The sequence below is a fragment of the Burkholderia sp. Bp9015 genome (genome assembly GCF_003853505.1).
Taxonomy (GTDB): domain Bacteria; phylum Pseudomonadota; class Gammaproteobacteria; order Burkholderiales; family Burkholderiaceae; genus Burkholderia.
In genome coordinates, this window is the sequence record NZ_QTPZ01000007.1 from 26,795 (window position 1) to 53,268 (window position 26,474).

At 60.6% G+C, this 26,474-nt stretch carries 21 protein-coding genes; 1 reads left to right on the forward strand and 20 read right to left on the reverse strand.

Translation table 11 applies throughout. From position 1 onward, the window contains the following. Nucleotides 1-5: 5 nt before the first annotated feature. The 20 genes from DIE12_RS09895 to DIE12_RS09995 form a co-directional block, all read right to left on the reverse strand. Nucleotides 6-758, reverse strand: coding sequence for an SDR family NAD(P)-dependent oxidoreductase (locus tag DIE12_RS09895; protein WP_124551130.1), 753 nt, complete (start codon nucleotides 756-758; stop codon nucleotides 6-8). Further along, nucleotides 742-3,186: a xanthine dehydrogenase family protein molybdopterin-binding subunit gene (locus DIE12_RS09900; RefSeq protein WP_124551131.1), complete on the reverse strand. Its 2,445-nt coding sequence runs from the start codon at nucleotides 3,184-3,186 to the stop codon at nucleotides 742-744. Before DIE12_RS09900 ends, DIE12_RS09895 begins: the two co-directional genes overlap by 17 nt. Beyond that, a complete protein-coding gene (locus tag DIE12_RS09905) occupies nucleotides 3,179-3,940 on the reverse strand; it encodes an N-acyl homoserine lactonase family protein (protein WP_124551132.1) in 762 nt (253 codons plus the stop codon). Before DIE12_RS09905 ends, DIE12_RS09900 begins: the two co-directional genes overlap by 8 nt. After that, nucleotides 3,937-4,470, reverse strand: a complete 534-nt coding sequence (locus DIE12_RS09910) for a (2Fe-2S)-binding protein (protein ID WP_124551133.1) — start codon at nucleotides 4,468-4,470, stop codon at nucleotides 3,937-3,939. The genes DIE12_RS09905 and DIE12_RS09910 overlap by 4 nt, the downstream gene beginning before the upstream one ends. Then, nucleotides 4,467-5,345, reverse strand: a complete 879-nt coding sequence (locus tag DIE12_RS09915; protein WP_124551134.1) for a xanthine dehydrogenase family protein subunit M — start codon at nucleotides 5,343-5,345, stop codon at nucleotides 4,467-4,469. Before DIE12_RS09915 ends, DIE12_RS09910 begins: the two co-directional genes overlap by 4 nt. Before the next feature lie 11 nt (nucleotides 5,346-5,356). After that, nucleotides 5,357-6,898 (reverse strand): enoyl-CoA hydratase-related protein, encoded by a 1,542-nt coding sequence (locus DIE12_RS38375; RefSeq protein WP_221624277.1) that lies wholly within the window; start codon nucleotides 6,896-6,898, stop codon nucleotides 5,357-5,359. A gap of 38 nt (nucleotides 6,899-6,936) precedes the next feature. Next, nucleotides 6,937-7,359 (reverse strand): thioesterase family protein, encoded by a 423-nt coding sequence (locus DIE12_RS09930; protein WP_124551196.1) that lies wholly within the window; start codon nucleotides 7,357-7,359, stop codon nucleotides 6,937-6,939. A gap of 11 nt (nucleotides 7,360-7,370) precedes the next feature. Beyond that, nucleotides 7,371-8,522: an iron-containing alcohol dehydrogenase gene (locus DIE12_RS09935; protein ID WP_124551135.1), complete on the reverse strand. Its 1,152-nt coding sequence runs from the start codon at nucleotides 8,520-8,522 to the stop codon at nucleotides 7,371-7,373. A gap of 587 nt (nucleotides 8,523-9,109) precedes the next feature. Beyond that, nucleotides 9,110-10,117: a helix-turn-helix domain-containing protein gene (locus DIE12_RS38935; RefSeq protein WP_050011244.1), complete on the reverse strand. Its 1,008-nt coding sequence runs from the start codon at nucleotides 10,115-10,117 to the stop codon at nucleotides 9,110-9,112. A gap of 58 nt (nucleotides 10,118-10,175) precedes the next feature. After that, complete coding sequence (locus DIE12_RS09945) at nucleotides 10,176-11,165, reverse strand: XdhC family protein (RefSeq protein WP_260429005.1); 990 nt, start codon at nucleotides 11,163-11,165, stop codon at nucleotides 10,176-10,178. Nucleotides 11,166-11,805: 640 nt separating this feature from the next. Beyond that, the gene (locus DIE12_RS09950; protein ID WP_124551137.1) at nucleotides 11,806-13,113 is read right to left on the reverse strand and encodes a hypothetical protein; all 1,308 of its coding nucleotides are present in this window, start codon (nucleotides 13,111-13,113) and stop codon (nucleotides 11,806-11,808) included. 244 nt (nucleotides 13,114-13,357) lie between these two features. Beyond that, a complete protein-coding gene (locus DIE12_RS09955) occupies nucleotides 13,358-15,562 on the reverse strand; it encodes a phosphoribosyltransferase (protein WP_124551138.1) in 2,205 nt (734 codons plus the stop codon). Between the two features lie 14 nt (nucleotides 15,563-15,576). Then, entirely contained in the window at nucleotides 15,577-16,707 is a 1,131-nt protein-coding gene (locus DIE12_RS09960) for a hypothetical protein (protein ID WP_124551139.1), read from the reverse strand. Between the two features lie 222 nt (nucleotides 16,708-16,929). After that, nucleotides 16,930-18,948 (reverse strand): ATP-binding protein, encoded by a 2,019-nt coding sequence (locus tag DIE12_RS09965; protein WP_185641230.1) that lies wholly within the window; start codon nucleotides 18,946-18,948, stop codon nucleotides 16,930-16,932. Between the two features lie 330 nt (nucleotides 18,949-19,278). Beyond that, on the reverse strand, nucleotides 19,279-19,452 hold the full coding sequence (locus DIE12_RS09970) for a hypothetical protein (protein WP_260429006.1): 174 nt from the start codon (nucleotides 19,450-19,452) through the stop codon (nucleotides 19,279-19,281). A gap of 57 nt (nucleotides 19,453-19,509) precedes the next feature. Beyond that, a complete protein-coding gene (locus DIE12_RS39040; RefSeq protein ID WP_124551142.1) occupies nucleotides 19,510-19,797 on the reverse strand; it encodes an HU family DNA-binding protein in 288 nt (95 codons plus the stop codon). 632 nt (nucleotides 19,798-20,429) lie between these two features. After that, a complete protein-coding gene (locus tag DIE12_RS09980) occupies nucleotides 20,430-20,903 on the reverse strand; it encodes an RES family NAD+ phosphorylase (RefSeq protein WP_124519119.1) in 474 nt (157 codons plus the stop codon). Continuing rightward, entirely contained in the window at nucleotides 20,900-21,328 is a 429-nt protein-coding gene (locus DIE12_RS09985) for an antitoxin Xre/MbcA/ParS toxin-binding domain-containing protein (protein ID WP_089483142.1), read from the reverse strand. The genes DIE12_RS09980 and DIE12_RS09985 overlap by 4 nt, the downstream gene beginning before the upstream one ends. A gap of 318 nt (nucleotides 21,329-21,646) precedes the next feature. Continuing rightward, nucleotides 21,647-24,283 (reverse strand): AAA family ATPase, encoded by a 2,637-nt coding sequence (locus tag DIE12_RS09990; RefSeq protein WP_124551143.1) that lies wholly within the window; start codon nucleotides 24,281-24,283, stop codon nucleotides 21,647-21,649. A gap of 562 nt (nucleotides 24,284-24,845) precedes the next feature. Next, entirely contained in the window at nucleotides 24,846-25,124 is a 279-nt protein-coding gene (locus DIE12_RS09995) for an HU family DNA-binding protein (RefSeq protein ID WP_124551144.1), read from the reverse strand. Nucleotides 25,125-25,574: 450 nt separating this feature from the next. On the opposite strand from DIE12_RS09995, the gene DIE12_RS10000 reads away from it, so the two are divergent. Continuing rightward, nucleotides 25,575-26,408 (forward strand): DUF932 domain-containing protein, encoded by an 834-nt coding sequence (locus DIE12_RS10000; protein WP_124551145.1) that lies wholly within the window; start codon nucleotides 25,575-25,577, stop codon nucleotides 26,406-26,408. The last annotated feature ends 66 nt before the right edge of the window (nucleotides 26,409-26,474 follow it).

A 26,474-nucleotide genomic window follows, 5' to 3' on the forward strand; every position in this document is an offset into this window, starting at 1 on the left:
CGCCGTCAGACCATACTGAAGCCGCCGCTGATGCTGATCACCTGACCGGTAATCCAGCTTCCCTTTTCCGATGCAAGCAGGACCGCCATGGGCGCAACATCATGCGGCTGACCGAGGCGTCGAAGCGGATAGAGCTTGACCAGCCGTTCCAGATTCGCCTCGAGAAATTCCGGATCGTGTGCAGTCTCGATCAGCCCGAGCGCGAGCGCATTTGCTGTCGTGCCCGAGCGGGTTTCCCGTGCGATCGACTTCATCAGCGCAATATTGGCCGCGCGGGCGGCCGCGCCGATCGCCAGGCCGGATTCACCTACCCGCGACGAATCTCCTGTGATTGTGATGATTCGGCCGCTGCCTTTCTGCCGTTCGAGATGAGGCAGCGCCGCATGCGTGCAGTTCAGCGTGCCGTAGAGGCAGACGTCGATCTGCTTGCGCCATTCGTCCGGCTGGGAATCGAGAAAGCGCTTGCGGATGACGAGCCCGGCGTTGTTGACAAGGATGTTGAGACCGCCAAAAACCTCGACGGTCTCGTCAATCATCTGATCCACGGCCCGACGGTCCGAGATGTCACAGCCGATCGCCATCCCTCGCCCGCCTTGCACGCGGATCTCGTCCACGACAGCTTCGGCCGCGGCCTTCGATCCGTGATAGTTGACGACAACGCTCGCGCCCTCGGCAGCCAGGCCCAGTGCGATTTCACGCCCGACGTCCCGGGCGCCGCCGGTGACGAGCGCGACCTTTCCGTCAAGTCTGAATTCCATCTTGTTGCTCCTTGATTGATTCAATGAGGGATGACTGAATGAGGCGATACAGACGTTCGGGCGTCACCGGCAGCTCCGATATGTCGACGTTCAACGGCGACAGGGCATCGGCAATCGCATTCGCGATGGCCGCGGGCGAGCCGATCGTCCCGCCCTCGCCCATGCCGCGAAAGCCGCCCAGCGTGTTGGGTGCCAGTTTCTCGAGGTGCACGAGATCCAACGTCGGGACTTCCGATGCCGAAGGCAGCAGGTAATCGACCAGGCTCGCGGTCAGCAGTTGGCCGTCGGCGTCGTACACGACTTCTTCGAGCAGTGCCGCACCGATGCCCTGCGCCACGGCGCCACGCGTCTGCCCCGCGACGATCAACGGATTGATCACCCGTCCGCAGTCCTCCGCGATCACATATCGCTGAACATGAACGCCATACGTGTCGGGATCGATTTCCACCTGAACGAGATGCGTCGACGAACTGGTCGTGCCTACCACCGGGTCGTACACCCGACTGACGCAAAGGTCCTCCCGGAACTCCAGCGGTACGCGTCCCATTTGCGAATAGAGCGCCTTTGCCAGCTCAGCGAACGTGAGACGGGCGTCGCGCCAGCGCACGCGAATGACGCTCTCGACCACGTCGAGATCGTCCGGCGAAACGTCGAGCAGGTGGCCTGCGACGCGCAGCATCCGTGCACGCAGCTCGCGCGCTGCCAGCATTCCCGCCCCGCTGCTGATGACGGCCGTCCGGCTGGCATAACTGCCGGTACCGTGCGGTACGGCGGCACTATTGCCGGTGATCACGCGCAGATCTTCGATGCGCGCGCCGAGTTCGTCGGCCAGCACCTGAGCGAGTGTCGTCTCGTGCCCCTGACCATGCGATGCGCAGCCGAACGATGCCGTGACCGCTCCGGTCGAATCGAGCTGGATCACGCACGTATCGGTGCCGGTGTTGATCGGCATGCCTGGTGATGCCGAAATGCGCGAACCGATGCCGGACAGTTCCGCATAGCAGGCGACGCCGATACCGACCCAGCGCCCTTCGGCACGCGCCTGCGCCTGTGCCTGCCTCGCGGCGGAGTAGTCGAACCGCTCCTTGGCTGCCTCGAGTCCCTCGATGAACGCCGATTGATCCCACACGATGCCGACTGGCGTCCGATACGGGAACTCCTCGGGACGCACAAGGTTGCGCAACCGCAACTCCGTCGGGTCCACTCCGAGACGCTTTGCCGCCAGATCCATCAGGCGCTCCATCGCGAATGTCGAGGTCGGGCGTCCGACGCCGCGATAGGGTCCGGTCGGCGCCTTGGGTGTCGTCACCCCGCGAACGTGTCCTTGATACGCGGGGACCCGGTACGGCCCGGGCAGAAAACTGATGACCTGTACCGGCTCGATGCCGGCGGTCCATGGATAGATCGAATACGCGCCCACGTCGCCGATCACTTCGGCACGCAGCCCCAGAATCCGGCCATCGCTATCCAGTGCGAGTTCGGCATCGACCCGTTCGTCGAAGGCCTGGCTCGTCGACAGCATGTCCTCGAGCCGATCACCGCTCCAGCGCACCGGGCGCCCGACCTTTCGCGCGAGCACGCATACGAGCATCTCCTCCTGATAGACCGAGGTCTTGCCGCCGAATCCGCCCCCGACATCGGGCGCGATGACCGTCAGCCGGTTGCCCGGCATGTCGAGCAGATCCGCCATCGCGTCGCGCACGATGCCCGGTATCTGGCTCGACGTGTAGAGCGTCAGGGCGTCCCGGCCCGGATCCACTTCCGCGATATAGGTGCGCGGCTCCATCGCGGTCGGCATCTTCCGGTGAAACCGGAACCGGCCGCCAACGGTGACGGGCGCGTTCGCGAATGCTTCGTCGATCTCACCGCGCACGAACCGTCGTTCGACCAGCACGTTGCTCGTCAACCCGTCGTGCAGCAGTGGCGCGCCGGGCTGTGCCGCCGCCTCGGCATCGGTCTCGACCGGCAGCGGTTCGTATTCGATCTCGATCGCATCCCGCGCATCCTCGGCGAGATAGCGGCTCTCAGCGAGCACCGCGATGACCGGTTCGCCAACGAAGTGCACGACACCGTCCGCCAGCGCATGAATCGGCGTGGGTTGATAATCCGCCATGCGCGATACCGCGACAGCCGGCTTGACGAGGCCAGCCAGATCGGCCCACGCATAGATGCCGAATACACCTTCCATGCCGCGTGCAGCGTCGGCACGCACGGCGCGGATGCGCGCATGCGCCTGGTCGCTGCGCACGATCGCGAGATGAAGTGCATTTCCGGCCGGCCGATCGTCGACATAACGGCCTAGTCCGGTGAGCAGTCTCGCGTCCTCGAATCGGCGCACCGGCTGCCCGACAAAACCGCCGCGCGGCTGTTCGTCGATGCCGACATCGGCGTCCGGCGGCGCGCCAGGATCACGACGCGGCTTACTCATACGCGTGAGCCCCCTTGCGAAGCGTCTCCCACTGTTGCGGATCGTGGCCGAAGATCACGCTCGCGCCATCTCGTTCGAGCCTCCGGACTTCGTTGAGAGATGACAACGCGGCATCCGAGTCCCACGTGTTGCGCGGCATCACTTCGCGCGTCAGATTCTCGCGCAGCGCAACGGCGTCGGCAGCAAGCAGGAAGGCGCCGTCACGCTCCAGCGTCGCGAGCATGCCCATGCTCCCTGGCGTATGCCCCGGCAACGGGACCAGCAGCATCTTTCCATCGCCGAAGACGTCGCGCTCCCCGTCGATGAGTTCGGTCGGCATCGGATGCTGCCAGTCGGCGGGAATATAGCCGCGTTGCAGTGCCTCCTCTCCCTGGGCGGCCGCCAGCTCCTTTGCATGACAGAAGAACGTCGCTCTCTTGAAGAACGCATTGCAGCCGCAATGATCGGAGTGCAGATGGGAGTTGACGACTACATCGACATCGTCCGGCCCGAGCCCGAGCGTTTTCAACTCCGAGATGACGTTGTCTTCCGGTCCGGCGATCGGCGTCATGGCCTTCGCCATCGCCCCCCAGCGAGCGGCGGCATCGTCGACGACCTGCGGATGGCATCCGGTGTCGAACAATACGTTTCCCTGACCATGCCGAAACAGCATGCATGCCACCGGCAGATCGATCGTTTCGCTTCGCTCGGCTTGCGGCAGATAGACACTCTTGCGCATCCGGAGCCGGCCGCCATTCAGAACATGCATTTTCATCGTTGGTTATCCTCGGTTGGCTCGGATCCGGCGGCCTGCCGCAATGCGTCGCGCGCCGTTACGCAAACACGGACGGCTTCGACGATGCCCTGGTAGCCGGTACAGCGGCAAAGATTTCCGGACAGCGCGTCGCGAATCTCGTCATCGCTGTCGAGCGGGTATTTCTGCAACGCATCGGTGCAGGTCGCCAGCATGCCGGGCGTACAGAACCCGCACTGAAGGCCATGATGTTCACGGAACGCCTCCTGCAGCGGGCTCAGCGAATCGGGCGTGCCCATGCTCTCCACGGTACTCACGTCGCAACCGTCGGCCGAAATCGCCAGCATCAGGCAGGACCGCACGCTATCGCCGTCGACGATCACCGTGCAAGCCCCGCATACGCCGTGCTCGCAACCGACGTGCGTGCCGGTCAGCGACAGGTCGTGTCGCAAGAAATCGGACAGAAGCAGGCGCGGTTCGACGCTGCGCTCGACGACCGTGCCATTGACGATCATCCAGACGGGCTTGCGGGCAATGTCACGTTCGGTCATTGCGCGACTCCTGAAGCACGGCACCATGCGCTGCGTATCGCGCGCCGCGCCAGCACGCCCGCGAGATGGCGGCGGTACGCCGGCGAAGCATGCAGATCCATGGCGGGAGACAGTCCGTCACACGCGATTTCCGCCGCCTCCTCCACGAGCGCGTCGGACAACGGCTTGCCGCGCAGGATCGCTTCCGAGTCACTGCGCCGCAACGGCGTGTCGCCTACTCCCATCATCGCGACGCGCGCATCGTGAATGACGCCGTCGCGGACATCTAGCAGCACGCCCACGGCGGCCAGCGCAAAGTCGCCTGCGCGACGCGAGAATTCCTCGAAACACCAGCCGGTCCCGGGCTTCACGCCCGGAAAATCGACGCGAACGACCATCTCGTCATCGTCGAGCCTCGTCGTGAGTGGCGCGATGAAGAAATCGGCCGCCGCAATCCTGCGCTCGCCGCGGGGCGAACGCGTGACGATCGTCGCATCCAGCAATCGCACCAGCATCGGCAACTCCGCAGCCGGATCGGCATGCGACAGGCTTCCGCCGATCGTGCCGCGATTCCGGATCGCGAGGTGGGCGACATGGCGCATCGTGTCAGGAATGATCGGAAAACGTCGGGCGACCTGGCGCGACGTCTCGAGCACGCGGTGACGCGTCAGCGCACCCACCGCGAGTCCGCCGTCATCACGCTCGCGCACGTAGTCGAGTTCAACCAGTTTGCGGATGTCGACGATCATCGCGGGACGAACGACCCGAAAATTCAGCATCGGCATCAGGCTTTGGCCGCCGGCCATCAATTTCGCATCGCCGCGGCAGGCCACCAACACGGCGATCGCCTCGTCGACGGAGTCCGGGCAACAATAGTCAAACGGTGCCGGTTTCATCGTTTCCTCCGTCAACGTCCCTGGAATTTCGCTGAGCGCTTTTCCGCGAACGCGGCCCGGCCTTCCCGATAGTCGTCGCTGCTGGCTGCCGCCGCGATCATTGCTTCGGCTCTATCGAGATCCAGCGCGCCCGTGCCCATTGCCATCCCGTTCAGCTGGTATTTCGCTCCCGCCAGGCTCAGCGGCGCGTTGGCCGCCATCGTTCTCGCGAACGCGCGCGCATCGGCCATCGGATCGCTCGTCCTTGCGCGCGACTTGCCGCCGGTCACACGCTGCCACCACGAGAGCGGCGCGACCTGCGCGTCGTCTCCGGCAATCCGGTCCACGAATCCGATGTCGCGTGCCGCACGCGCATCAAATCGCTCTGCGCCGTAGAGAATCTTCTTTGCTTGCGACACCCCCACCAGCGACAACAGCTTGCGCGTCCCACGCACGCCGTAGATGATGGACAGGCGCGCCGCAGGAATGCCGAACGTGGCGTCGGGAGCCGCGAAGCGGAAGTCGCACGACATCGCCAGATGCGCGCCTCCGCCCAGGCAGTAGCCCCGCAATACGGCGATGGTCGGCTTCGAGATGTTCGCGATCGCATCGCAGCACGCATCCACCGCAATCTCGTACGCGTTCGCCTGGCCAGCGTCGGCGCGCACTTTCTCGAACTCGGAAATGTCGGCGCCGGCACAGAAGTCGTCGCCCGCGCCTGTCAGCAACACAGCCCGCACCTCGGGATTTCGTTCGAGCGCGGCCATAATCGACGGCATCGCAAGCCACATCCCGTATGTCATCGCGTTGCGACTGCGCGGCCGGTTCAAGATGACGACCGCAATCTGATCGGAGATCCACACCTTGATCTTCTCGGTCATCAACGCATCCGTCACCTCCGCCTGAAGATCGGCCAACGAGACCGCGGGTGCGCCGTCCGACCCAGAGGAGCGAGCCTGCGGCGCAGCGCTGCCGACGGATTCCACGCGTTGCCGCGCCGCCGCGGGTTCGGCGGCGACGGCCAATTCCGCGTGAGCCGGCGCAACGAGCGGACGCTCGATCGACACAGCCGCCATCAGTGCATCGACGCTCATGGTTGATGACGACGTCTCCTGTTCGCCATTGGCCATTTTCGTGCCGACCTGCCTCGCGAACAGATCGAAGAAATCGTCCGCCGACTTGCGCGCCGCCGCATCGATCATTCGCGAGCCCAACTGCGCCAGCTTGCCGCCGACGTTTGCCTTGACGCCGTATCGAAGCAGCGTGACATCCTGCTCCAGCGCTTCGAGCGCCACGTCGATGTCCGCACGCGCGAAGCCTGCCGCGCCGCCAGACCCTTCACCCGTCAGCGTGTAACTGACGGGCGCAGTGATATTCGACAACGTCACCTTGCCGGCGAACCGCGCCTTGATCGGCCCGACCTTCGACACCACCGTCGCGGTAAATTCGTTGTCGGCGCTCTTCTCGAGCACTTCGCACCCTGGGATGCTGGCCTGCAGCACCGCCGGATCGTTGAGCGCGTTCCACACGGTCTCGCGGGATGCCTGCAACCGTGCCTCTCCTGCCATTTCCATTTGTTCTCTCCTCCAGGACACCTGTCGTGACCGGCGCATCAGGCCATCAACGACCGCAAGACTTGCCGGACATCGTGCGGAATCGACACCGGACCGTTCGTTGCCCGATCGACATAGACGTGTACGAACTCGCCGATCGCCGAAGCCGTATCAGCATCGTTGCGAAACAGCGCGACCTCGTAGCGCACGCTACTGTTGCCGAGATGCACGACCTTCATGCCGACGTGGACGACGTCGGGAAAGCCGATCGACGAGAAGTACGTGCAACGCGTGTCGACCACGAGCCCGATGACGGGACTGGTTGCAATATCGAGCACGCCACGTTCGATCAAATGCCGATTGACCGCCGTATCGAAGTACGCGTAGTAGACGACGTTGTTCACGTGCCCGTAGGAATCGTTGTCTGACCAGCGCGTCTGGATAGCGCTGAAGTGCGGATATTGGGCGCGACTCGACGGCATTTTTTTCTGGGTCACAGAACCTCCTCGTAGAGCGCAGCCGCATCCTGAAGGGAAATCTCGCGCGGGTTGTTCACGAGCAGACGGGTTTGACGCATCGCGTCTTCCGCCAGTGTCGCGATATCGCCGCGGCTGATACCGACGTCCGACAGCCGCGTCGGCAAGCCGAGCGCCTTCGGCAGTGCAGTCAATCGCTCGACCAGTGCGTTCGCACGCGCACCGGTATTTCCCGTGACGTCGGGCATCAGAACGGCGGAAAGCTCCGCATACCGGTCGGCCGCAGCATCGAGATTGAAACGCATGACCGCCGGCAGAACGAGCGAGTTCGACAGCCCGTGCGGAACATGAAAACGTGCGCCCACCGGATAGGCCAGCGCGTGCACCCCTGCTACGGGCGCATTGGCGAACGCCAGGCCGGCCAGCATTGCGCCGAGCAGCATTGCCTGGCGTGCGTCGCGATTGGTGCCGTTGGCACAAGCCTCGCCGATGTTGGCGCCGAGCAAGCGAAGCGCTTCCTTCGCGAGGCAATCGGAGACCGGATTCTTCAGGCGCTTGCTGGTATACGCCTCGATCGCATGAACCATCGCGTCGATGCCCGTCGCCGCTGTGACGGCGGGCGGCAGGCTCAACGTCAGATCCGCATCGAGCACGGCGATGTCCGGCAGCAGAACGGGCGAGACAACGCCCTTCTTTTCTCCGTCTCCGGTCGTCACGATAGAAATCGGCGTGACCTCGGATCCCGTTCCCGCAGTCGTGGGCAGCAATACCAGCGGGAGCCGCGGCCCCTTCGCGACGCCCACGCCGTAGACGGCGTCGAGCTTTTCCGTCCGGTGCGCGAGAAGCGCCACCAGTTTCGCGACGTCGAGTGAGCTGCCGCCGCCGATACCGACCACGCAGTCAGCCCGGGCGGACACCGCCGCATCGGCCGCACTGTTCACAACGTCAGCCGGCGGATCGGCCTGCACGTCCGCATACACCGTAACGGCCGTGCCGGCTGCCTCGAGGCTATCAAGAGCCGGTTTCAGCAGACCGTTATCGACGATACCGCGATCGGTCACGAGAAAGACCGCGCGACAGCCCAGCCGGCCGACGATTTCTCCAAGGCGGGCCGAGGCGCCGGCCTCGACGATCGTAGACCTGTTCGACTGAAACTCAAATGCGTTCAATTTTGCTCCTCCACCCGATCACGGAATCACGGAATCGACGACGATGTCGTGACGACAAACTAACTTGCATAAATGGACTATAGTGAGCGAAATTCTGATTTGCAAGTCCCTTGTTCGACAACTTGTCATGTAGACGCCGCGCGGCTATCCAGCCGCGATTTACCGATTTATTGAAGCATTCCGCGCGGATGCGGCCGTCGCTTTCGTGGGGAGCGCAGCCGTTCCAATATGAAATCGCGAACGTAGAGATCGCTTGCATTTCCGATACGTTCCCAGTTGTTGCGTACCGGACATGCCTACACGGTTAACGTCCGCTGAGAGGTCGAATCGGGATGCGGCAAGTCCGCGCGGGCGACTGGATGCACGTGGCGACACGTGCAGTCGATCCGGCGCACCAAACCATGAGGAAGGGGAAAAAAGGAGATGCCGAGGCAAATCGTCACGCGCGCGGTCCGCCTGCGCGATTTGAACGAGACGCCCAGCCGGCCGCCAGGCCCACCGGGCGAGAAGACAGCCGCCGCCATCCTGATGAATCGATCTGCCGCCGTACGCGCGCTCGGGCGCCACGCGGCACCAAGAAGCGCGAGTCAGGCGACGTCGAGCTCTACCGGCAACGCATACCGCAGCACGTATGACATTTCACGCGGATCGAGTTCGGTGCCGCATTTGTCGCATACGACGATTGCATGAAAATCGTGGTCACACTCTCGGTGCCGGAGTTTCAACGGTGCTTTTCCCCCAGACAGCCACTTGTCACCCCAGGCCATCATCACCAGCAGCGGCCCATACAAGTCGCGGCCCATTTCGGTCAGCCGGTACTCGTAACGCTTCGGCTTCTCCTGATACAGCCGCTTCTCCGCGATACCCTGCTCGACGAGTCGCTGCAGTCGGTCCGACAGGATGTTGGTAGCGATACCCAGGCGCGACTGAAACTCGTCGAAGCGTCGAACACCGTAAAAGAATTCCCGGATCACGAGGAAACTCCAGCGGTCACCGATGATCTGCAACGTTCGCGCGACCGAGCATGGGCGAATGCGCTCGAGAACGCTCACGTCCGAATTCCGGCGCGAGCGCTTGCGTTCGACGCTACGCTCCTCGCCACCCGCCCCCGGCCCGTCGCGATAGTGGACGGACCTCGGGTCAATGCCGGCGTGGCAGTGTGAGCATGCGACGCGGGGCGTGCAATCGCATTTGCAGGTCTTGTGAATCAGTTTCAACGGAGGCTGCGCGCCGCCCGCAAGCCAACGGTCGCCAAAGGCGAGCAACGCAATCATCGTCGCGTATAAGTCGCGACCCTGCTCCGTGAAACGGTACTCGTAGCGGGCACCGCCCGTCGACGGAAGCTGTTTCCTCAGTATGCCCAGAGTCGTGAATTTCTTGAGCCGCTCCACCAGCGTGGTACGCGGCACCTGCAGGATGCTCTGGAACTGCTCGAATCGCCGGACGCCAAAAAAGCACTCTCGCAGCACCAAAAATCCCCACGCATCCGACAGTATCTCGACTGTTCTCGCAACTGATGAATAGCGCTCGATCGATGCAAAACGTGCATCCGACGCACTGTGGCTCGACGATTCGAGCATGGTGGGTTTAGCCATAAGTTCATCGAAAAATTTTATCTGCCATTCACACAACGCCACACAGGTATGCGCGTGCCTATTCGCTCCGTTGCGGCACCGACGGCGCATCGCGCAGCGCGTGCGACTGCACGACCGGCACACCGTACCGGTGCGAAGTCATCTCCGCCATGATAGCCACCGCGATCTCCGGCGGCGTTCTGGCACCGACGTGAAGCCCGATCGGACCATGAAGCGCTGCAACCTGTGTGTCGGTCAAGTCAAACAGCTTGAGCCGTTCCCGACGCTTCGCGTTATTCGCACGCGAGCCGACCGCTCCCACATAGAATGCCGGGGATTTGAGCGCCTCTATCAACGCCAGGTCGTCGATCTTCGGATCATGCGTCAGCGCAACCACGGCCGTGTTCGGATCCAGGCCGACTCGCTCGATCAGGTCGTCGGGCATTTCGCGAAATACTTCGGTATGAGCCACAGACCATTCCCCGAGGTACTCTTCACGCGGTTCGCAAACGATGACGCGATAGCCCAGCGCCACCGCTATCCGCGCAACATATTCGGACAGTTGCCCCGCACCGATGATCAGCAGGCGATGGCTCGGTCCGTAACATGCGCGCAACGACACGCCGTCGAACGAGGTCGGGGCCGCCGAATCGGTCGGCCTCACGTCGGCTTCGCCGGTATTGGCATTCACGTTGCGGATCACTACCCGGCCACGCCTGACCCATTCCAGCGCCTCGTCAAGGCGCGACGATACCCGGACCGGTTCCACGAGAATCATCAGCGTGCCGCCGCACGGAAGGCCGAAGCGATGCGCGTCGTCCGCCGAGAGGCCGTAGGTTACGACAGTCGGCGTCGAGCCCGAAAATCCGACGCGCCACACGCGCTCGATCAGATCGTCCTCGAGACACCCGCCCGATACGGAACCCTTCACTGCACCGTCGTCACGCAGCACGACCATCGCGCCGATCGGGCGAGGCGCCGAGCCCCACGTCTTCAGAACCGTGCCGAGCATCACCGCGCGCCCGGCGCGATGCCACATGACGGCAGTTTCCAGTACGTCTCGATCCATGCTATCCAACGCAGTTTCCCTCCACGGCCCTTCCACAGTACGCCAATTAGTTCATTTATGCAAGTAACTCACGCCTGACACACGTGAGAAGGTTTGCCGCTGGTTTCGACTTTGATAGCCCTTGGCACGGAGGGACAGGCTTCGAGTTGCTGCGACAGTTCGGGCAACCGTAGGCCAAAATAAAGTCGTCACCGTTTATGAAGTAAAGATGTCACTTCGCCAGTCTCGGTCGACCGAAAGATGCGAAATCCTTGTGAATCAAGGGATCGCACGCCGCGAACTAAAGTTCTAACCGAGCCCGGCGTCGCGAAGACCAATGTCAATCCCTCTGGAGCGGTGACAGCCGCCGGCCACGCGTTGCGCGGAACCTCCGTTTGAACGGACGATCGTGGCGTAGTGGTAAGGTTCCCTATCTCGTTAACGCGCCTTGCGGCAATGTGTCTGGATGAAAGGCTGCGACATCAAATGACCGATGTCGCGAGACGCGAACCGCTGCTTGCTCCCAACGCGGTAATCGAGATGTCGGCCGTCGGCTGGCAGCTTCCCGGCGCGTTGGTGTCATCTCCATTAGCACAATCTGCAAACACGATTTGCAGTCTCTACGGACTGCAACATTTGATCTCGGTCGGGAACGACATGATCAGTCTATTGGAAGACCAATATCGTCGAGGAGATCCGCCGCATTCTGATGATGCAGCCAGATCAGAAAACCCTTGTCGACGACGTAGAGAGTCTTGCTCGACTGATCATAGTCAATGACGATCGGCATGATGTTGCGCTTTACCTGAAGAGACGCGCTCGACTGAAGCGACTGGGTAATATTCCCGGAATTCAGCTCACCCTCCCGGGGATGCTTTTCGCGTAAAATGTTTTTGATGTCTCTATATTTGAGGCCTTGCTTCAGGCGATCCGCATTGGTCGTCAACAGCGGGTAAAGGAGCCATTTGTGCATCTGCAGTTCGGTCTCTTGGAACCCGGCCGCAAAGGTAGATAGAAACCCGTCATAACGGGCTGACTGCTCGTCGACCACCTGCTTGACCAGCGCATCGACATCGACATCGGCGCCGATGATGGGATTGTCGTTGACCGTACGTCGAATGTCTGCGCCCAGACAGGCCCGGCGACAGACCTCCTGTACGACATAAATACTTTCACGCGCAAGGACGAGCAGCGCCGCCTTAAAGATGTCAGCGAAGCTGACGCCGAGCAAGGCCCCACCCGTGTCGATGACTTCACGCAACTCGTCCATGCTCCATCGATCTGCATTGATCGAAACAACTCGCCCTGTTAGATCGCCGTTATAGACGATGAGACGGTTGTCCTCCAACCAGACGCCAACGATGACGAAGGTGATATCGGACGCTTCGTGAAACGCCTTGAGTTCGACGGCGAAGTCACGCTGCACCTGAAAGTCAAGGTAGTGAAAATCCTCCAGTACGATCTTTTTATGAAAGCCGATACCCTGCAACGCGGCGATCACGTCGTTGACATCGTCGATGTCCAATTCAAGCGCGGCTGTCGTATGCTCGGTCCCTGTCGTCGTCTCCCGTTCCGCTCCCGCGGTCGCCTCTGTCTGCACTCCCTGTCCAAACAAAGTCGCTTTCACTGCAGCCTTCAGGCTGGCGACGACCTTGTGTCGTCCCGAGGAACTGCGTTTCTGGGACAGGGTGATCTCGAAGCCTGCACGTTTCAGAATATTCGAATGCAGATCTGCGATATCGCTGCGGTTCGAGCACTGGACCAGGATGTACTCGCTGCTGTCCATACAGCGCTTGCGAAGCGACGTCTTTCCTTGTTTTGAGCTGCCGTAGATCACGACATGGTGCGCAGCCGCCAGCTCATCGCGCAACCTGCCGTCGACGTCGGAACGTTCGGCATAGTTCAGCGGAAGGTTGCGCGTAATGCCAAAAACTTCATCAACAGTATGAATGGTTGCGCTGCTCGTCATGGGGTAAACAGAAGGTTGACCGGCTCACGGAAAGCTTACCCGAGCTCTCCGCTACCGCAAATGGGGAAGGCCGCCTTAACCGGCGCGTTCTTCCAAAAGAATCGTACATCGGGGTTTCCTCGCATGGTCCGCTCAAGCCAATCTGCATGCACAAGTGGCGGCCGCAGCGATCGGTCTCAAAGCAAGGCTACACCTCGGGGACTCATCGCTGAACGCCGCAAACAGCATTGCAGAAGCTCGACCACTACCGATCGACCAACGCTTTTGCGTACAGCGCCTCCCACGAGATGCCAACACCCGAAAAGAATTCACGGCTGACGTCCGAGACAGGTATAGCCCCAAGTTTGCCCGTGAGCCAAGCGATCCCAAGCTCTCCGGACACGATGCCGTGTTGCCCATCCTGCATATTTAACGCAGACACCGCGAGAAATGCCTTCAGCGCTGGCTCTAACTCTTTGCCTTTCAACGAACGCAACATTGCCAACCATATGAGTCGTTCGGTGTAGTTGGTTTCAAACACGCGTCTTGCCATATATCTTGGAGTCGGGAACTGATCTGCGTTCAGCGCGTTCTTGGATGCGTTACGCAGTTGTTGAACAGCACTGGCATATGCAAAGAGAACTTGCATCGCACTGGAACCCTCTGCAAGCGCTACTGCGTTTGCACCGAGCAAAGGGATAGGCGTGCCACTGTGTGCCGCAAAAAAAGGATCAGAAACGACACCTTGAGCGGTTGAAGACAACCATGCAAGTCGGTCAACGATCTGGCCGTCAAACTCCACGACAGACTGCGCCAGACCGGACAGAACATTCGTCTCCATGCACCATGGACAGTGATTTGCGTCGTGCCAGTCCGGTAGAGGGATCGAATGCATATGCGTTACGTCAGATGACCAAGCGTGGTTCGCTGTCATGCCTCTCACAACGCGCTGACGCGTGGCTGGAGACGCCGGAGTTGCCAATACGGTCCAGTAGTGGATGTTTTTGAGGTTGGGTGCCCGTTTAGCAAATTGCTCCCGCAGAAATCGATTCATACTCTGAAGACGAGAACCTGTGATGAATACGTCATCAACGATCAACGCACACCGCGAACCGTACAGGTTTTCGTCGATAGGGCCGTCTCCTCTTGCGATCAGCTTTTCATCGAGAACTACAAGCGGCAGAGCGAGGAAGTTCCTCAAAATCTCGCCAAGCTTCCGAGCCGTCGGGTGATCGGCAATGACGATCACGTCTGGTTTAGGATCGAATTGTGCGCAGGCAGCGCGAACTTCATGCTGAAACCCGGGAGCGTTCAGCAGGGTACCGACATCAATGTAGAATGCGTGGTGACGACCTGTCGCCTCGTTCGGGTCGTCGTAGTGCACCCGAAGCACCCCTGGGACGTTTCCCCAACGTTGCAAAAAGTCTCGCTGTTGATCAAAGTACTCTGGAGTAAGAGGAACAGCCTCCTCAGGCTGTAAGCCTATTAGGTAGCTGGACGTGTGAATTTGTACCGCGGAAACGTGCGCTGCGCAGAGTTCGCATCCGCCTTGATCGGAAAAGTGTTTGTAGCCATCCAGTGTCAATTGGCAGAGCACGGAACTGACCGGGATTTCCTGCAACGCGTAAAGGACGATGACGTTCACCGCGTCGGGATACTCTGCTTTTCCCCAACGTTCAATGAAGTCGGCAAGACGGCCAGTCGACGCGACACCTATCACAACGGATACAGACGCACATCCAGCCGCGGATTTCCGCAGCAAATCAAACGATGCGTTTCTCGCCTGAACATCTGACGGATATGTCGGAAACGCCAATATCTCTACAGGAACATCCACCAGTTGCTGAACCCGCGCAGCCAGAATGAGCATGCTCGGATGGTCGACAAACACAGTATGGCGCCCGTTTTTTGTCAGAATCGCACATCGAGACTGAATCTCCATGGCGACCCAATATGCGATTCGGTCAACGGTCTCGATTGCGGCAAACGCATCACCTAGCCGTATGAACTGCGTCGCGTGTGCACCTGAGGGCAGCGCGAAGTGGTAGTTCTCGCTTGCACATATAACGCAGCGCTGCCGAAACGATGCGAACATTCCTTTCAATTCTGCAATGCGGATGCGGTTTAAACATCCCATATCGACGGCCTGCATCGGCATCGCACACGTGGCACCCTGAATCAGCTGGATAGGCGGCTGCACCCCCGACTCGACCGCCCAGTGTTCAGCGAGGCTGTGTGCATCGGGGAGCAAATAAACGTCAAGCCCGGGTGCTCGCTGCAGCACGGAGTCAAGGTCCCGATGAAACGCAGTAATGTCGTAATCATTTTTCATGATCCGGCGCCAGAGCGAAGCGTGGGCGCGAAGCACGATTCCGTCGCTTTGCCGCAGATTTGCGCTTTCGATTTGTGCTACGGCGTGCTCGAAGTCGGCGGATGTCTCGGCGATGATGTCGCTAAAAGCGAAAGTCATGATTTATTATGGCATCAACGGATAAACAGGCTGCGCTGGTCGAGATCGAACGCAAATTCCGGTATAAAAAGCGACACGCACGTACCGCGCGGCGCCTTGTCCGGCATCTGATGAATTGAATCAAGCTTGAACTGAGGGTACTTGTCATCACCGTGCGAGAAATCCTGAGTCGCGACAAGGTCGCCCGAGGTGATGCGAAGCAGTGCCTGAAGGCTGTGTGCGGCCGAGATTATATTGGGCAGCCCGAGTCCACGCTGAACTACGCCGGCCGGTTTTCGACTTTGTCCAGGGATAAATGCTCTTGCCAGCCGTGCCGCGCGTGTTTCGTCGGGATCTTCCGAATCGACCGGGAGCGTTGCCTGGATACTGTCTCCTTGGTCTGCCACCGAAAAACACATAACACCGAGCCCAAGCTCGTCGCGGTTAGCTTCAACAATCCGTGCCAAATAATCTTTCAGCTCGGGTGAGACTTGGCGTGACGCCAGGTCCGCTCTCTGTAACACAATTTTTTCAATGATCAACGCCCGCGTACTACGCGCACGCCGATGTGGATCTAGCGAAATGCCGTGCTCCCAACTGTTGCGAAGCGCTTCGTACACAAACGATACGATGGCCGATTCGCTTGTGGAACCCAGCATGCGGCGGAACCCCATATTCTCAACTTCAGCATTCAATAGAGCCGAAAAAGTAGACGGCGTTGGGAAGGATGTCGTCGTCGAGGCCTCGGACGCAAGACAAGGCGGGACGGGAAAGACAGGATCAGCACACACGATTGCCCGGCTTCGTCCGGACCCCAAGCTGCCGCGTCTGACCTTATAAAGCTCGGCTAGCAGTCGCTTGAATCCGGGTGATGCCTGTGCTCTCTGAAACCGGATATCGGATACCAAACGCGGCAACGCGAAGCCAACCGCACTTCCAAAAAAAGTTGATTCGAGAGCCTCGAGTGTGCCCGGCTCCTCAAAATCACACTCGAGACTGGGTGCATCCTGACCCGGCCGAACCGACGCAAGCGCAGCAAGAGCCAGTCCTTGCGCTCCCGGCTCGAAGCCGCTTCTTCTGCTCACAGAGATTGCGTCGCACTGAGCGATTCTCCATGCAAGCACGTCGTCGATGGATGTTTTCTCTTGGACCCGGATGGAAGTCATGTGTGTCCCTTCAGTGGTCGAATGTCGGCGGCCGCTTTTGCCCTTTCGACCCGCCTATACAAGTATGGATTGCACCGTCACCAGCTTCGTGACCGAGCTCGAACTATTGAATGTGCCCACAACCATCGCCTCGTTCAGCAGGACGTTCAGGGGGTTTAGGCGCACTACTTCGAAGTTCTCAACGACAGCAGCCAGGCCGGCTGGCCTCTAGGCCGAGTGTGGTCAGGCCGTGGAATCTTCCGCGTCAGCTTCGGGATCTGCGTCAGCCTCTGCATCTTCCGAATCGTCCACTGCAAACACACCTTCCAGGTAGGCGGCGTATTGCTCCTGCAAGTATTTCAGAGCCGCGGGTTTGTCCACCTCCACTTGCAGGCTGTCCTGGAAGAACTTCATGCGCGCACGGTTCTCGTCGAGAAGCTGCCCCCACGTCTTTGCGTAAATTGTGAGATTGCTGTCCAGGTTCTTGTGCAAGATGCCTGACCCACCCACCAACTTTTCGACGTAAGGTGTCAGTTCATCGCTGATTACCCAGAAGTTCCACGTTACGCCGACCTTTGAAAAACGCGCGTCTTCCATCACGGAAAACGCGTAACCCTGGATCTGCGTCACCTCGTCGGGACCGATCTTGACCTTCGGTGCTTTCAGCTCCACAACCAGATGTGTCAACTGATTGGCGCGATGTCCCTTGGTCGCCTTCGACAGCATCAGGTCTAGAATGCCCTGCTTCTGATAGATGTGCTTCACCGGCTCATCGATCACGACCTCGGTGCGCAGTAGCTTCTGGTGCTCGACCAGAGCTGACGTCAGCGACTGATCGTTCACCGACAGGCTGAACTCCTCGCCGAAGAGCCATGCGTTCTTAGCAATGATCTTGTGCAACTGTGCGCGCTCTTTGAAACGCTTTTTGGGCTCGGGGTCAAACAGCACCGCGTCGAGGCCATTGAGAAACTTCAAGCGGTCCGCTACAACCTTGGCGGCACTGATGACCGACGTGAGGGAGGTTTCGCGCAGCAGTTGTGCCAGTTCTTCACGTTGCCTTTTGGGCAGCAGCAGAACCTCTTCCATGATGACCTGCAAGTCTTCCGGACTGCGCTCGATCGCCTGCCGAAGCATCCGCAGTTGAAACTTGCGGTTCTTTGGCTGCGTGGTTGTGAAATCTGGCAGGTGCCGTGCGACGTTGGTTGCCACAATGTCGAACACCTGGCGCTCAACCTTCTCAACGGCAGTCTCCGGTTCACCGGGGAACGGATAGACGTTCTGCTCCTTCCATTCCTCAACGACTGACCGAGCTTCCTCAGCCGCTCGGGTGCGGAAGTGATCCTTGATCGTCTGTTGGGCTTCGCTGATGGCCGCGATGATCGCTGGCTGCATTTCGGCGAGATCGACGGTACCATCCTTTTGCGCCTGATCAAGGTAAGGCGAGTAGAGGTAGCCTGAGAACTGGAAGCGCCCAAGGATGTGAAAGCGCCGTTCCACTTGCAAGAGTGGGAATCGCTTCTCATTGCACAAGTAAAGCGCACGTTCGCCTGCCGTCTTCCATTCGACGACGTGCAATCGCACCCAATATTCCTTGTTGTTGATTACCAAGTCAGCCAGGCTAAATGACTTGCTTCCTGCGATCGCGCTTCCAGGGTCGATGGCCGCGCCGTCAAGCACGATCTTCGCTCCTTCGTAGTCGGACAGGTACAGCGCGAAAATCTCGGTCAACTCCTGACGTCCGTCCTCTGCCGTGAAGGTCCGGAAATCTTTGATCGGATCGCTGATGACCAGGCTCACGCCGGTGGGCGAATTGTCGCTTGCCTCTTCCTCGTCGCTGATGTTGACGTGTCCAAGGTCGATCGCCGTCATGCGGATGGAGTAGGACCAGCGTTTGCCGTCTCGCTCATAACAGACCAACCATTCGGCGATGTTGCCCAGCGAGAACGCCTTGAACCGCCCGCGACCTTCCTGACCGTGTAGCAATCTGCCGCTTGCGGTGTGCGTCTTGAACTTCTTCCAAGATCCGCCGAGCGACGTGAAGCAGGCCTCTGCACTGGCGTGGGGAATACCTTCGCCATTGTCCCGCACGGTGATGGTATCCAGGGTTCCGAGTACGTTGTACCCGAACTCGACCAGGACAGTCGTGGCGTCGGCGTCGAACGCGTTCCAGATCAGCTCGGAGAGTGCGGGGACGGGTTTTGCACGCGTGATCTGTTTCAAAAAATCCGGTCGGACCTCGACCGGATACTGTTTCGCTTCCATCGCGCCACTCTCCCGTTCTATGGTCGGTGCCGACCCATCGCTTTTCCGTTGTCGCAGCATTCTACAACCGGCGCGGGCCAAACACCTGATCTATCGCGGTGCGATGATGTGCTGGTGGATATTGCTCATGCCCATGCAATAAGGTCGATCGCTGCATTCAGTGCATGAACACCGGGAACGCTGTTGATCATTGAACGGCCATTGATGCCCCTGCCGTGTCGTGACAACGCTTCCGAAAACGGAAGGCCACCCATCGTTGGCGTATGCGATGCGGGACAGCGTCACGTATAGCGGTTGGCCCCACACCTCCACTCACGAGAAACTCGCCTGTTAGAATGGTCTGGCATCAGCGACCCACAGCAGCGCACCCTTACGCTCGCTGCCGGCGATGGTCATCCACGTGCGCTCCTCTTCATCGATCGATCCGCATTCCGGTTGCCAGTGCCCCGGATCGCGGAGCGGGTTCACCCCGTTCTGCACCTCATCGCAAAACAGCACGACCATCCCGCGGGGCCAGCGTATCCGTTCTCTTCCGCCAACGCCGTGCTGTCTCGAAAACCGTCACGATGATCTGCGCCTCAGTAGTTGTCCATCGGGCCCGCCCGACCCCGAAGGATGAAGCGGGCGTGCGGCCGGTGCTTTGCTGATTGGCGAAGCATAAGATGTCGGGAGGTATCGGTAACGAGGTCGGCCCGCTCTTGGTGCCCCGAACCCGATCAGCCGGACCATTTCGCCCTGCATAACAGCGGCAGCGAACGCGCCGATGAGCGCCTCGAGCATATCGGCGGCGGCCGCGTTGCTCAAGCCGGTTTCAGAGGCGACGGCGTCAGTGAGGTGCCGCTTGTTCATGGGTGCCCCCTGCTGGTCATGATGGAGGCCATCAACCTACCCGATGCGTGGATCCTCGCAATCGGCGCACGCGGTTCGCGAGGCGGAACTTGCCGGACGCGCGTGGCCCCCACCCGCCCGGCGGCCTGTTAATGGAGTCGCTCACGCAACTAAATGTGTAACCATCCGCCGGCTTCGCGAAATGTCCGCAAGCTCAGGCTTGGCAGGGCTCAGCGGGAAATTCCGTTTCAACTAAAGATCTGTCTGGCGGCGCCATCACGTCAACTAAAGTTGCAATCCGATGGGCGATTTCAACCAAAGTTGTGTCGCATTCGTCGACCGACAAGGCTGACGAGCCGGTGCCGGCTGGACAAAGGCTTTTACGCTGGCTCGGTTCGGCCGCGAAACTCTGCTCGAAAGACGGTCTGAAGCGGCTCCGCGAGGAGCTAGGGGTAGCGGGATGCCGCCAACGAACCCTGCCGCACATTTCTTTGACCTGGCGTTGCGCGAGCAATTTGTTGCTGTTGCGCGGCAGGCAGAGGTAGCGATGGGTCCGAATGTGTCACTTGACGAGCGACGTAGCTTGAATGACCGGCTACAGGAGACGTCGATACCATCGTAAAACGCTCGGCAAGCAGATCACCATCGAGGCGCTATGACTGCCCGGCCGGTGGCATGATAAAGAGGCGCTCGTCCCACACCACGGGTTGAGGATCTGTCACGACGATTCGCGCCGCGTCAGGATGTGCCGGATTCACCAGCACGTTGGACTCTGCCCGGACGACGACTGAAGGGATGATCAGGAGCGCTGTCCTCGATTCGGTCAGCCATGCGTCGCCGAACTGCCGTGCTACTTGCAGTGCCGCCGCGTCCCATTCTCTCGGCAACGTTTCTGCCGTATGGTGTTCGACGCTGACATCGTCGGGAACAGTTGCTTCGACCCAACCGTGCGTTTTCGGCACCTTCCCGATTCGCGCATGCACGAGTACCTCGAGCATTGCACCTGCGAAGGTCGACGCCGCATAGATGACGGGCCGCCCCGGACTATTAAAGCGGCCACCGACGAGCATCGCGCCGGTGCCGCTCCAGATCGTGTGTCGCGTATCAGCGATGCGAAACAACTTCATGCCGGCAGCCCGTAGAACAGCTTCCAGAGCAGTTCTTCGACCCGGCGCGCACCGAGTTCGGTCAGCGCGACCTCGAGCGGTGCCCGTCCCTCCAGTTCAGGGTGGGGCGTCGACAGAAATTCACGTGCATCCTCTTCGTCGTTCCAGACGTAGGTGGTCGTCGCAACGATCCGGGCCAGGCGCTCGGTTTTCTCGGATTCGTCTTGCGTCAGCCGATCACGGCGCCGCTTGTAAGTCGCCTCGGGGATGATGCGGGCAAGCAGCGCGCGGCGAGCGTCGGCACCTTGCGTCGCATGTTCGACGCCGGCGCGCAGCGCAGACTTCGGCAGGCCGTCGCGCACGAGCGCCTCTAATTCCGCCAGCGTGTGCGGGACCGGTCGCAGTTCCATGACCGCAGCCACGGCTTCAGGGGTAACGAGTGACATGGCGGCTCCCAACCAGGTATCATATGATACGTGATTATAGACCATTTGATACCTTGACGGAGCGGATTCGCCAACGGCAGGTTAAATTGAGCACTTCAAGCCCCGTGCCGCCCTTTAAGTCGCTCGGCACGCCTCCACGTGGTCAGGCGCCCAGATCCTGCCCCGCCTCGCCCACCGGCTCGTAGTGGGTTTTGCGTGCGGGCATGGTTCGCCGGCAGCACGCGGACTGCGGACACGGTCAACTGCTTCCCGCCTGACGTTGCGTGAGTCTAGGCGTTCATGCCGGACGCCCTTCTGATGGCTGAGTGAAATGGCAAATCAGGCAGTAAAAAGGGCTGACCTACTGGCCGTACCTTTAGCAATGCCGTCCACTCGTTTATTGAGCTCTTCGCGCCACTTTGCCAAGCGCTCGATGTCGTCGCTGAGTTCGTCGGGATCCGGTATAGGAAGCCTGCCAACAGCCGCTGCGGGGTCGTGCTCGAATTTCGAGGACTTTGTCATGCCGGCGTCGATCTCGTGATAGTCATCGTCCGTGACCGTCACCCCTTTGAGGCGTTGGGTCGACACACCCTCGCCGAAACGCTGCACGGCCCCGTTGAGCAGCACCTCCTCGATGCAGCGCTCCCATGCGAGTCGGAGCTGGCCATAGCACTTAGCCGTCAGCTGGCGCTGCAGGTCTTCGTCACCCTCCTTCGCCGCCTTGCGCACACCGACCAGAAGCTGCCTCAGGCGACCCAGGCGGTCTTTCGTGCCCAGCACGTCGAAGGGCAAATCCTCGGAATGGACACCATAGCCATCTGCCGTCCTCCGAATGTAGTTCTTGGTCAGCGTTGCGCCGACCTCCTCTGCCTTCTGCTCCAAGATGAGAAGAAAGTAGATGTCGTGGGTGAAGACGATCACCTGCCGCGTCAGCGACTCTCTCGCCAAGCGCTCAGCGACCTCCCAGCGCCGCCGATGGTCCAACGACGAGACGGGGTCATCGAGGACGATGCCGCCGCGCCCCTTGCCAAGTCGAATCTCCGCCATAAACGATGCAATCGCTATGGCCCGCTGCTCGCCTTCGCTGAGGATGGCTGCTGGCGTCCCGCCGCCCGGCAACTGTAGGGTGAGCTTGAACTGTGTTTTGCCGCCTGGCGACTCGGGCTTCATCACGACACGGAGGTGATTGACCTTAAGGAGCTTGAGTTCAGCGTTGAGGGCGTCGGCCAGTTCTTGGCTGGCCGTCGTGCGAGAGAGCTCCGTGGACTTCCTGGAAATGCCCCGCGTTTCCATGCCATCGATGCAGGCCTGTAGCCTATGGCAGAGTTCGTGTTTGGTCATCGCCTCAAGCACCGCAGCCTTGACTTCAGCTAGCCTACGGCGAGCATCGAGTTCCGTCCGCTCCGCGACCATGGCAGCTTTGAGTTTCTCGTCAGCGGTGGCATCGAGCGCCTTGGACTGTTCCAGCAGGCGGTTTATGAGATCGGCCAAGGCGGGCTGCGGATCGTCGGAGAGTTTGCGAAGTTCACCCCAGTCCAATTTACCGGCGGCGGCTTGGAGAATGCCCGATTGGCGCGCCTTGAGGGCTTGCTGAAGGGCCGTACAGGCTGCGGCAACGTCCGGCCCGATCTCGGTCACCTCCTCGACCAACGCGCCGTGAAACATCAAGTCAACGCTCGCCTGCTGAATCACCCTGAAGGGGATGGCAGCGGCCTCACGCGCATCCTTCGCTACCTTCTCGGCAGTCGCCTTGATGAATGCATCGAATCGATGCAGCCGCACCGCTCCCTCCTGCCCGAGGGCGTTCTGGCAGAGGGGACAGACTGCTTCCGGGGGAAGTTCAGCGAAATCGTGTCCCGCGTGGCTGAGTTCGGCAAACGTTCGGGCCGCCTCAAAGAGGGCCTTCCATGCCTCCCCGCCCGTGCCGACCAGTTGGCCGGGCGTCGCCTTGAAGTCGGTGGCCGCGAGCTCTGCCGCTGCCTTGGCCGCATTCGACTTGCCAATCAACGCCTGAAGCGAATCGACCTTCTCGTCGTTCACGACGGCAATCGCCGCGGCGACACGCTCCTTCAGCGAGGTCAGGCGGCTGGCCTTCTGCCGCAGGGCCAAGGCCTTTTGCTTCGGATCGGCTTCAGCCAAGGTCTTGTTCAGCAAGGCGAGCCGCTCCTGTTCGACTTCGCTGAGCGTGGCCAGTAGCTCAATGTCCTCTGCCTTCGTCGTGGCAGGGATGCCGAGCAGCCTTCTGGCAACTTCGGTTTGCTCCCCGGCGAGGCCAGCATAGGCGGCATTGCTCGGGGCATTCGCAGCCTTATCCGCCGCGGCTCGAGCCTTTAGCTTGTTGCACGCGCCGACCAATCCCTCCAGGATGTCCAACCCATACGGAGCGTAGGCGAAGTCACCTTGGTTGTCGATGTAGGCGCGAGCGCAGTGCGAGTCGAAAATGGCCATATCCGACATAGGCTCTGGCGGCTCAGCGCCGTCTTTCCACGGCAGATCGCTCGCGACGCCGTCGATCTCCGTCTCGAACGTGGCCTGGGCCGGTCCGCTCTTCCCGGGTTCCAGGTTCGCGTTGGGCAGGATGGGTTCGCGCCGGTCGCGCGCCCGGCATGCCTTCTTGAGTACCCGGGAGTATCCCGACTTCCCGACGCCATTCTCACCGTAGATGCCCGTGATACCTGCCCGGGCAACGGGCAGGCACGCACCATTGGCCAACGCATTGACGTTGGCCAACATTTTGATGGCCGTCAGCAGAACGACGCGTGTCGAATTCGCCGGCGGCGCCACTTGGGCATCGTGGAGCTTTTTGGCCACGCGTCCTTCCGGATCCGGGATACCCACCTCGGCTTTGGCCAACGCGTAGAGGTCGTCCAGGTCGGCCGCGTTAAGCGTCCGGTCGGCATAGAGCCTGGCGATGGCGTCTTGTTGCCAGACGGCGAGAGCCTTGGACCACGCATGGATTTCTTGGAGGATCGTCACGGGCTTCTCCCCTATCAGCCAGTTGCGACGTATACCGGGATACGACTGTGAAATCAGGCTCTTACAGACGGGCTCCGAAATCCAGTACGCGAAGTGACAAATTTAATTCGAACGGAGCCGAAGTGACAGCATTACTTTGGACAGGTCGCCGACGAACTCGTCAATTCAGGCAGCGCTCGCCTTTGATGGCGGCTATCCCGAGCTGGAATCTTTCCTTGCCCGGCGACTGGCCGACAATCAACACAATTTTCGTGTGAGCGAGCTGTTCCAAGCGTCAGGGTTTAGTGTCCCGAAATGAAGGGTAACATAGCCCTTAATATGTTCCCCTTCATTTCTTGCGCTTCAGAACGCGACGTCAACGAGGGGACTCTTTCGCAGGCGGCCAAAGCGAAAATTCTGGTCCGCGCAGTAACGTCACCACGCACGCCGATGTGGCCGATATTCTGGCGATGTTCAACGACTGCGGCATCCAACTAATGGTCAGCCGATCGCGCAATTGTGTAGACATCTGCACTTTCCGCCCGCAAATCCGCTTTTCCCGCCTAGCCTCCCCTATACTGCCTCAAGACGCGTTCACTGCATCCTTGAACGCCTTCCCGGCACTGAACTTCACCGTCTTCGCTGCGGCGATCGCAATCTCCGCCCCGGTAGTCGGATTTCTACCAGTCCGAGCCGCACGCTCTCCTTGCGAGAACGAGCCAAAACCGGCGAGTTGCACGCTGTCGCCCGCGCTAACTGCATGCGTGATGACGTCGAGTACGGCCTGGATGGCTTCGCTCGCGGCGGCTTTGCTAAGACCGGCATCAGCCGCGACAGCGTCAATGAGTTCCTGCCTATTCATGAGTCAACCTTGTTCGATGAATCGAGCTTGCACCCTACCGCATTAAGCCACACCCGGCAAATCGAGCACGCATAGTCAAAGTTAGCGCTGCGTGCGGATCGGCAGTTTCCGCTGAACGTTCTTTGAGCGATATCCCGCGCACGCCTCTCCTCAGGACTCGGTCAACTCGCGGCATGGCATGCACCCGTCTCCCGGCTTCCCGCCCTTGACCCGCGACCGTAGCCGATAGCGGGCAGGCATCAAGGGGCGCGGGACCGTGTTGCCCGCACCCCTCCCTCGCCTTTTTCCTTGACGCCTGCCCGCTATCGGCTCGTTCAGTCGCACGGGCGGGAATCCGGGAGCCAGGCGGCAGCAAAGCCAACCCCGAGTTCCACCGGGAGGTGTCCAGCCGCGATGGCAAAGCACGCCTTCTCGCCCGGTTCAGGTCCCGAACCTTGACTGGAGAACGTCATGCAACTCGCTTCCTCATTCCACTACAGCGCCCCGATGCTGCGCGCGGATTCGCCGCTATCGGACGATCAAATTCGCCGCGTCGCACCGTCCATTTTCGCCGACGGCAAACACGAAAGCCGCTCCGAGCGCTACACCTACATTCCCACCATCGACGTGCTGCGTGGCCTGCGCAACGAAGGCTTCCAGCCGTTCATGATCTGTCAGACCCGCGTGCGTGATTCCAGCAAGCGCGAATTCACCAAGCACATGCTCCGGCTGCGCCATGCCGACCAGATCACCGGCGACGAAGCCGACGAGATCGTACTGTTGAACTCGCACGATGGCACCAGCAGTTACCAGATGCTGGCCGGCACATTCCGGTTCGTGTGCCAGAACGGCATGGTCGCCGGCGAGAACATCGCCGATATCCGCGTGCCGCACAAAGGCAACGTGGTGCAGCACGTGATCAACGGCGCGTTCGACGTGCTCGACGGTTTCGATCTGATCCGCGAGCAGAAGGAAGGCATGCGTGCGGTGACACTCGATCGTGATGAACAGCATGCGTTCGCCCGCTCCGCGCTCGTGCTGCGCTATGACCCGACCGAGGTCGACGCCCCGGCTCCCATCAGCGAAAGCCAGTTATTGGCCCCACGCCGTTTCGAGGACCGCCGCGACGACCTCTGGACCGTCTTTAACCGTGTACAGGAGAACCTGACCAAGGGTGGCCTGCACGGCCGGTCCCGCTCGGGCCGCGCGATATCTACACGCCCCATCACCGGCATCGACCAGAACGTGAAGCTCAACCGCGCACTGTGGATGCTCGCGGATGCCATGCGCCAGTTGAAGGTGTGACGGCTTCCGGGCGGCGCGCTTGCGTCGCCCTGCTGTCCGGCTTTGCGCCATGACGCCTGTCGGGTC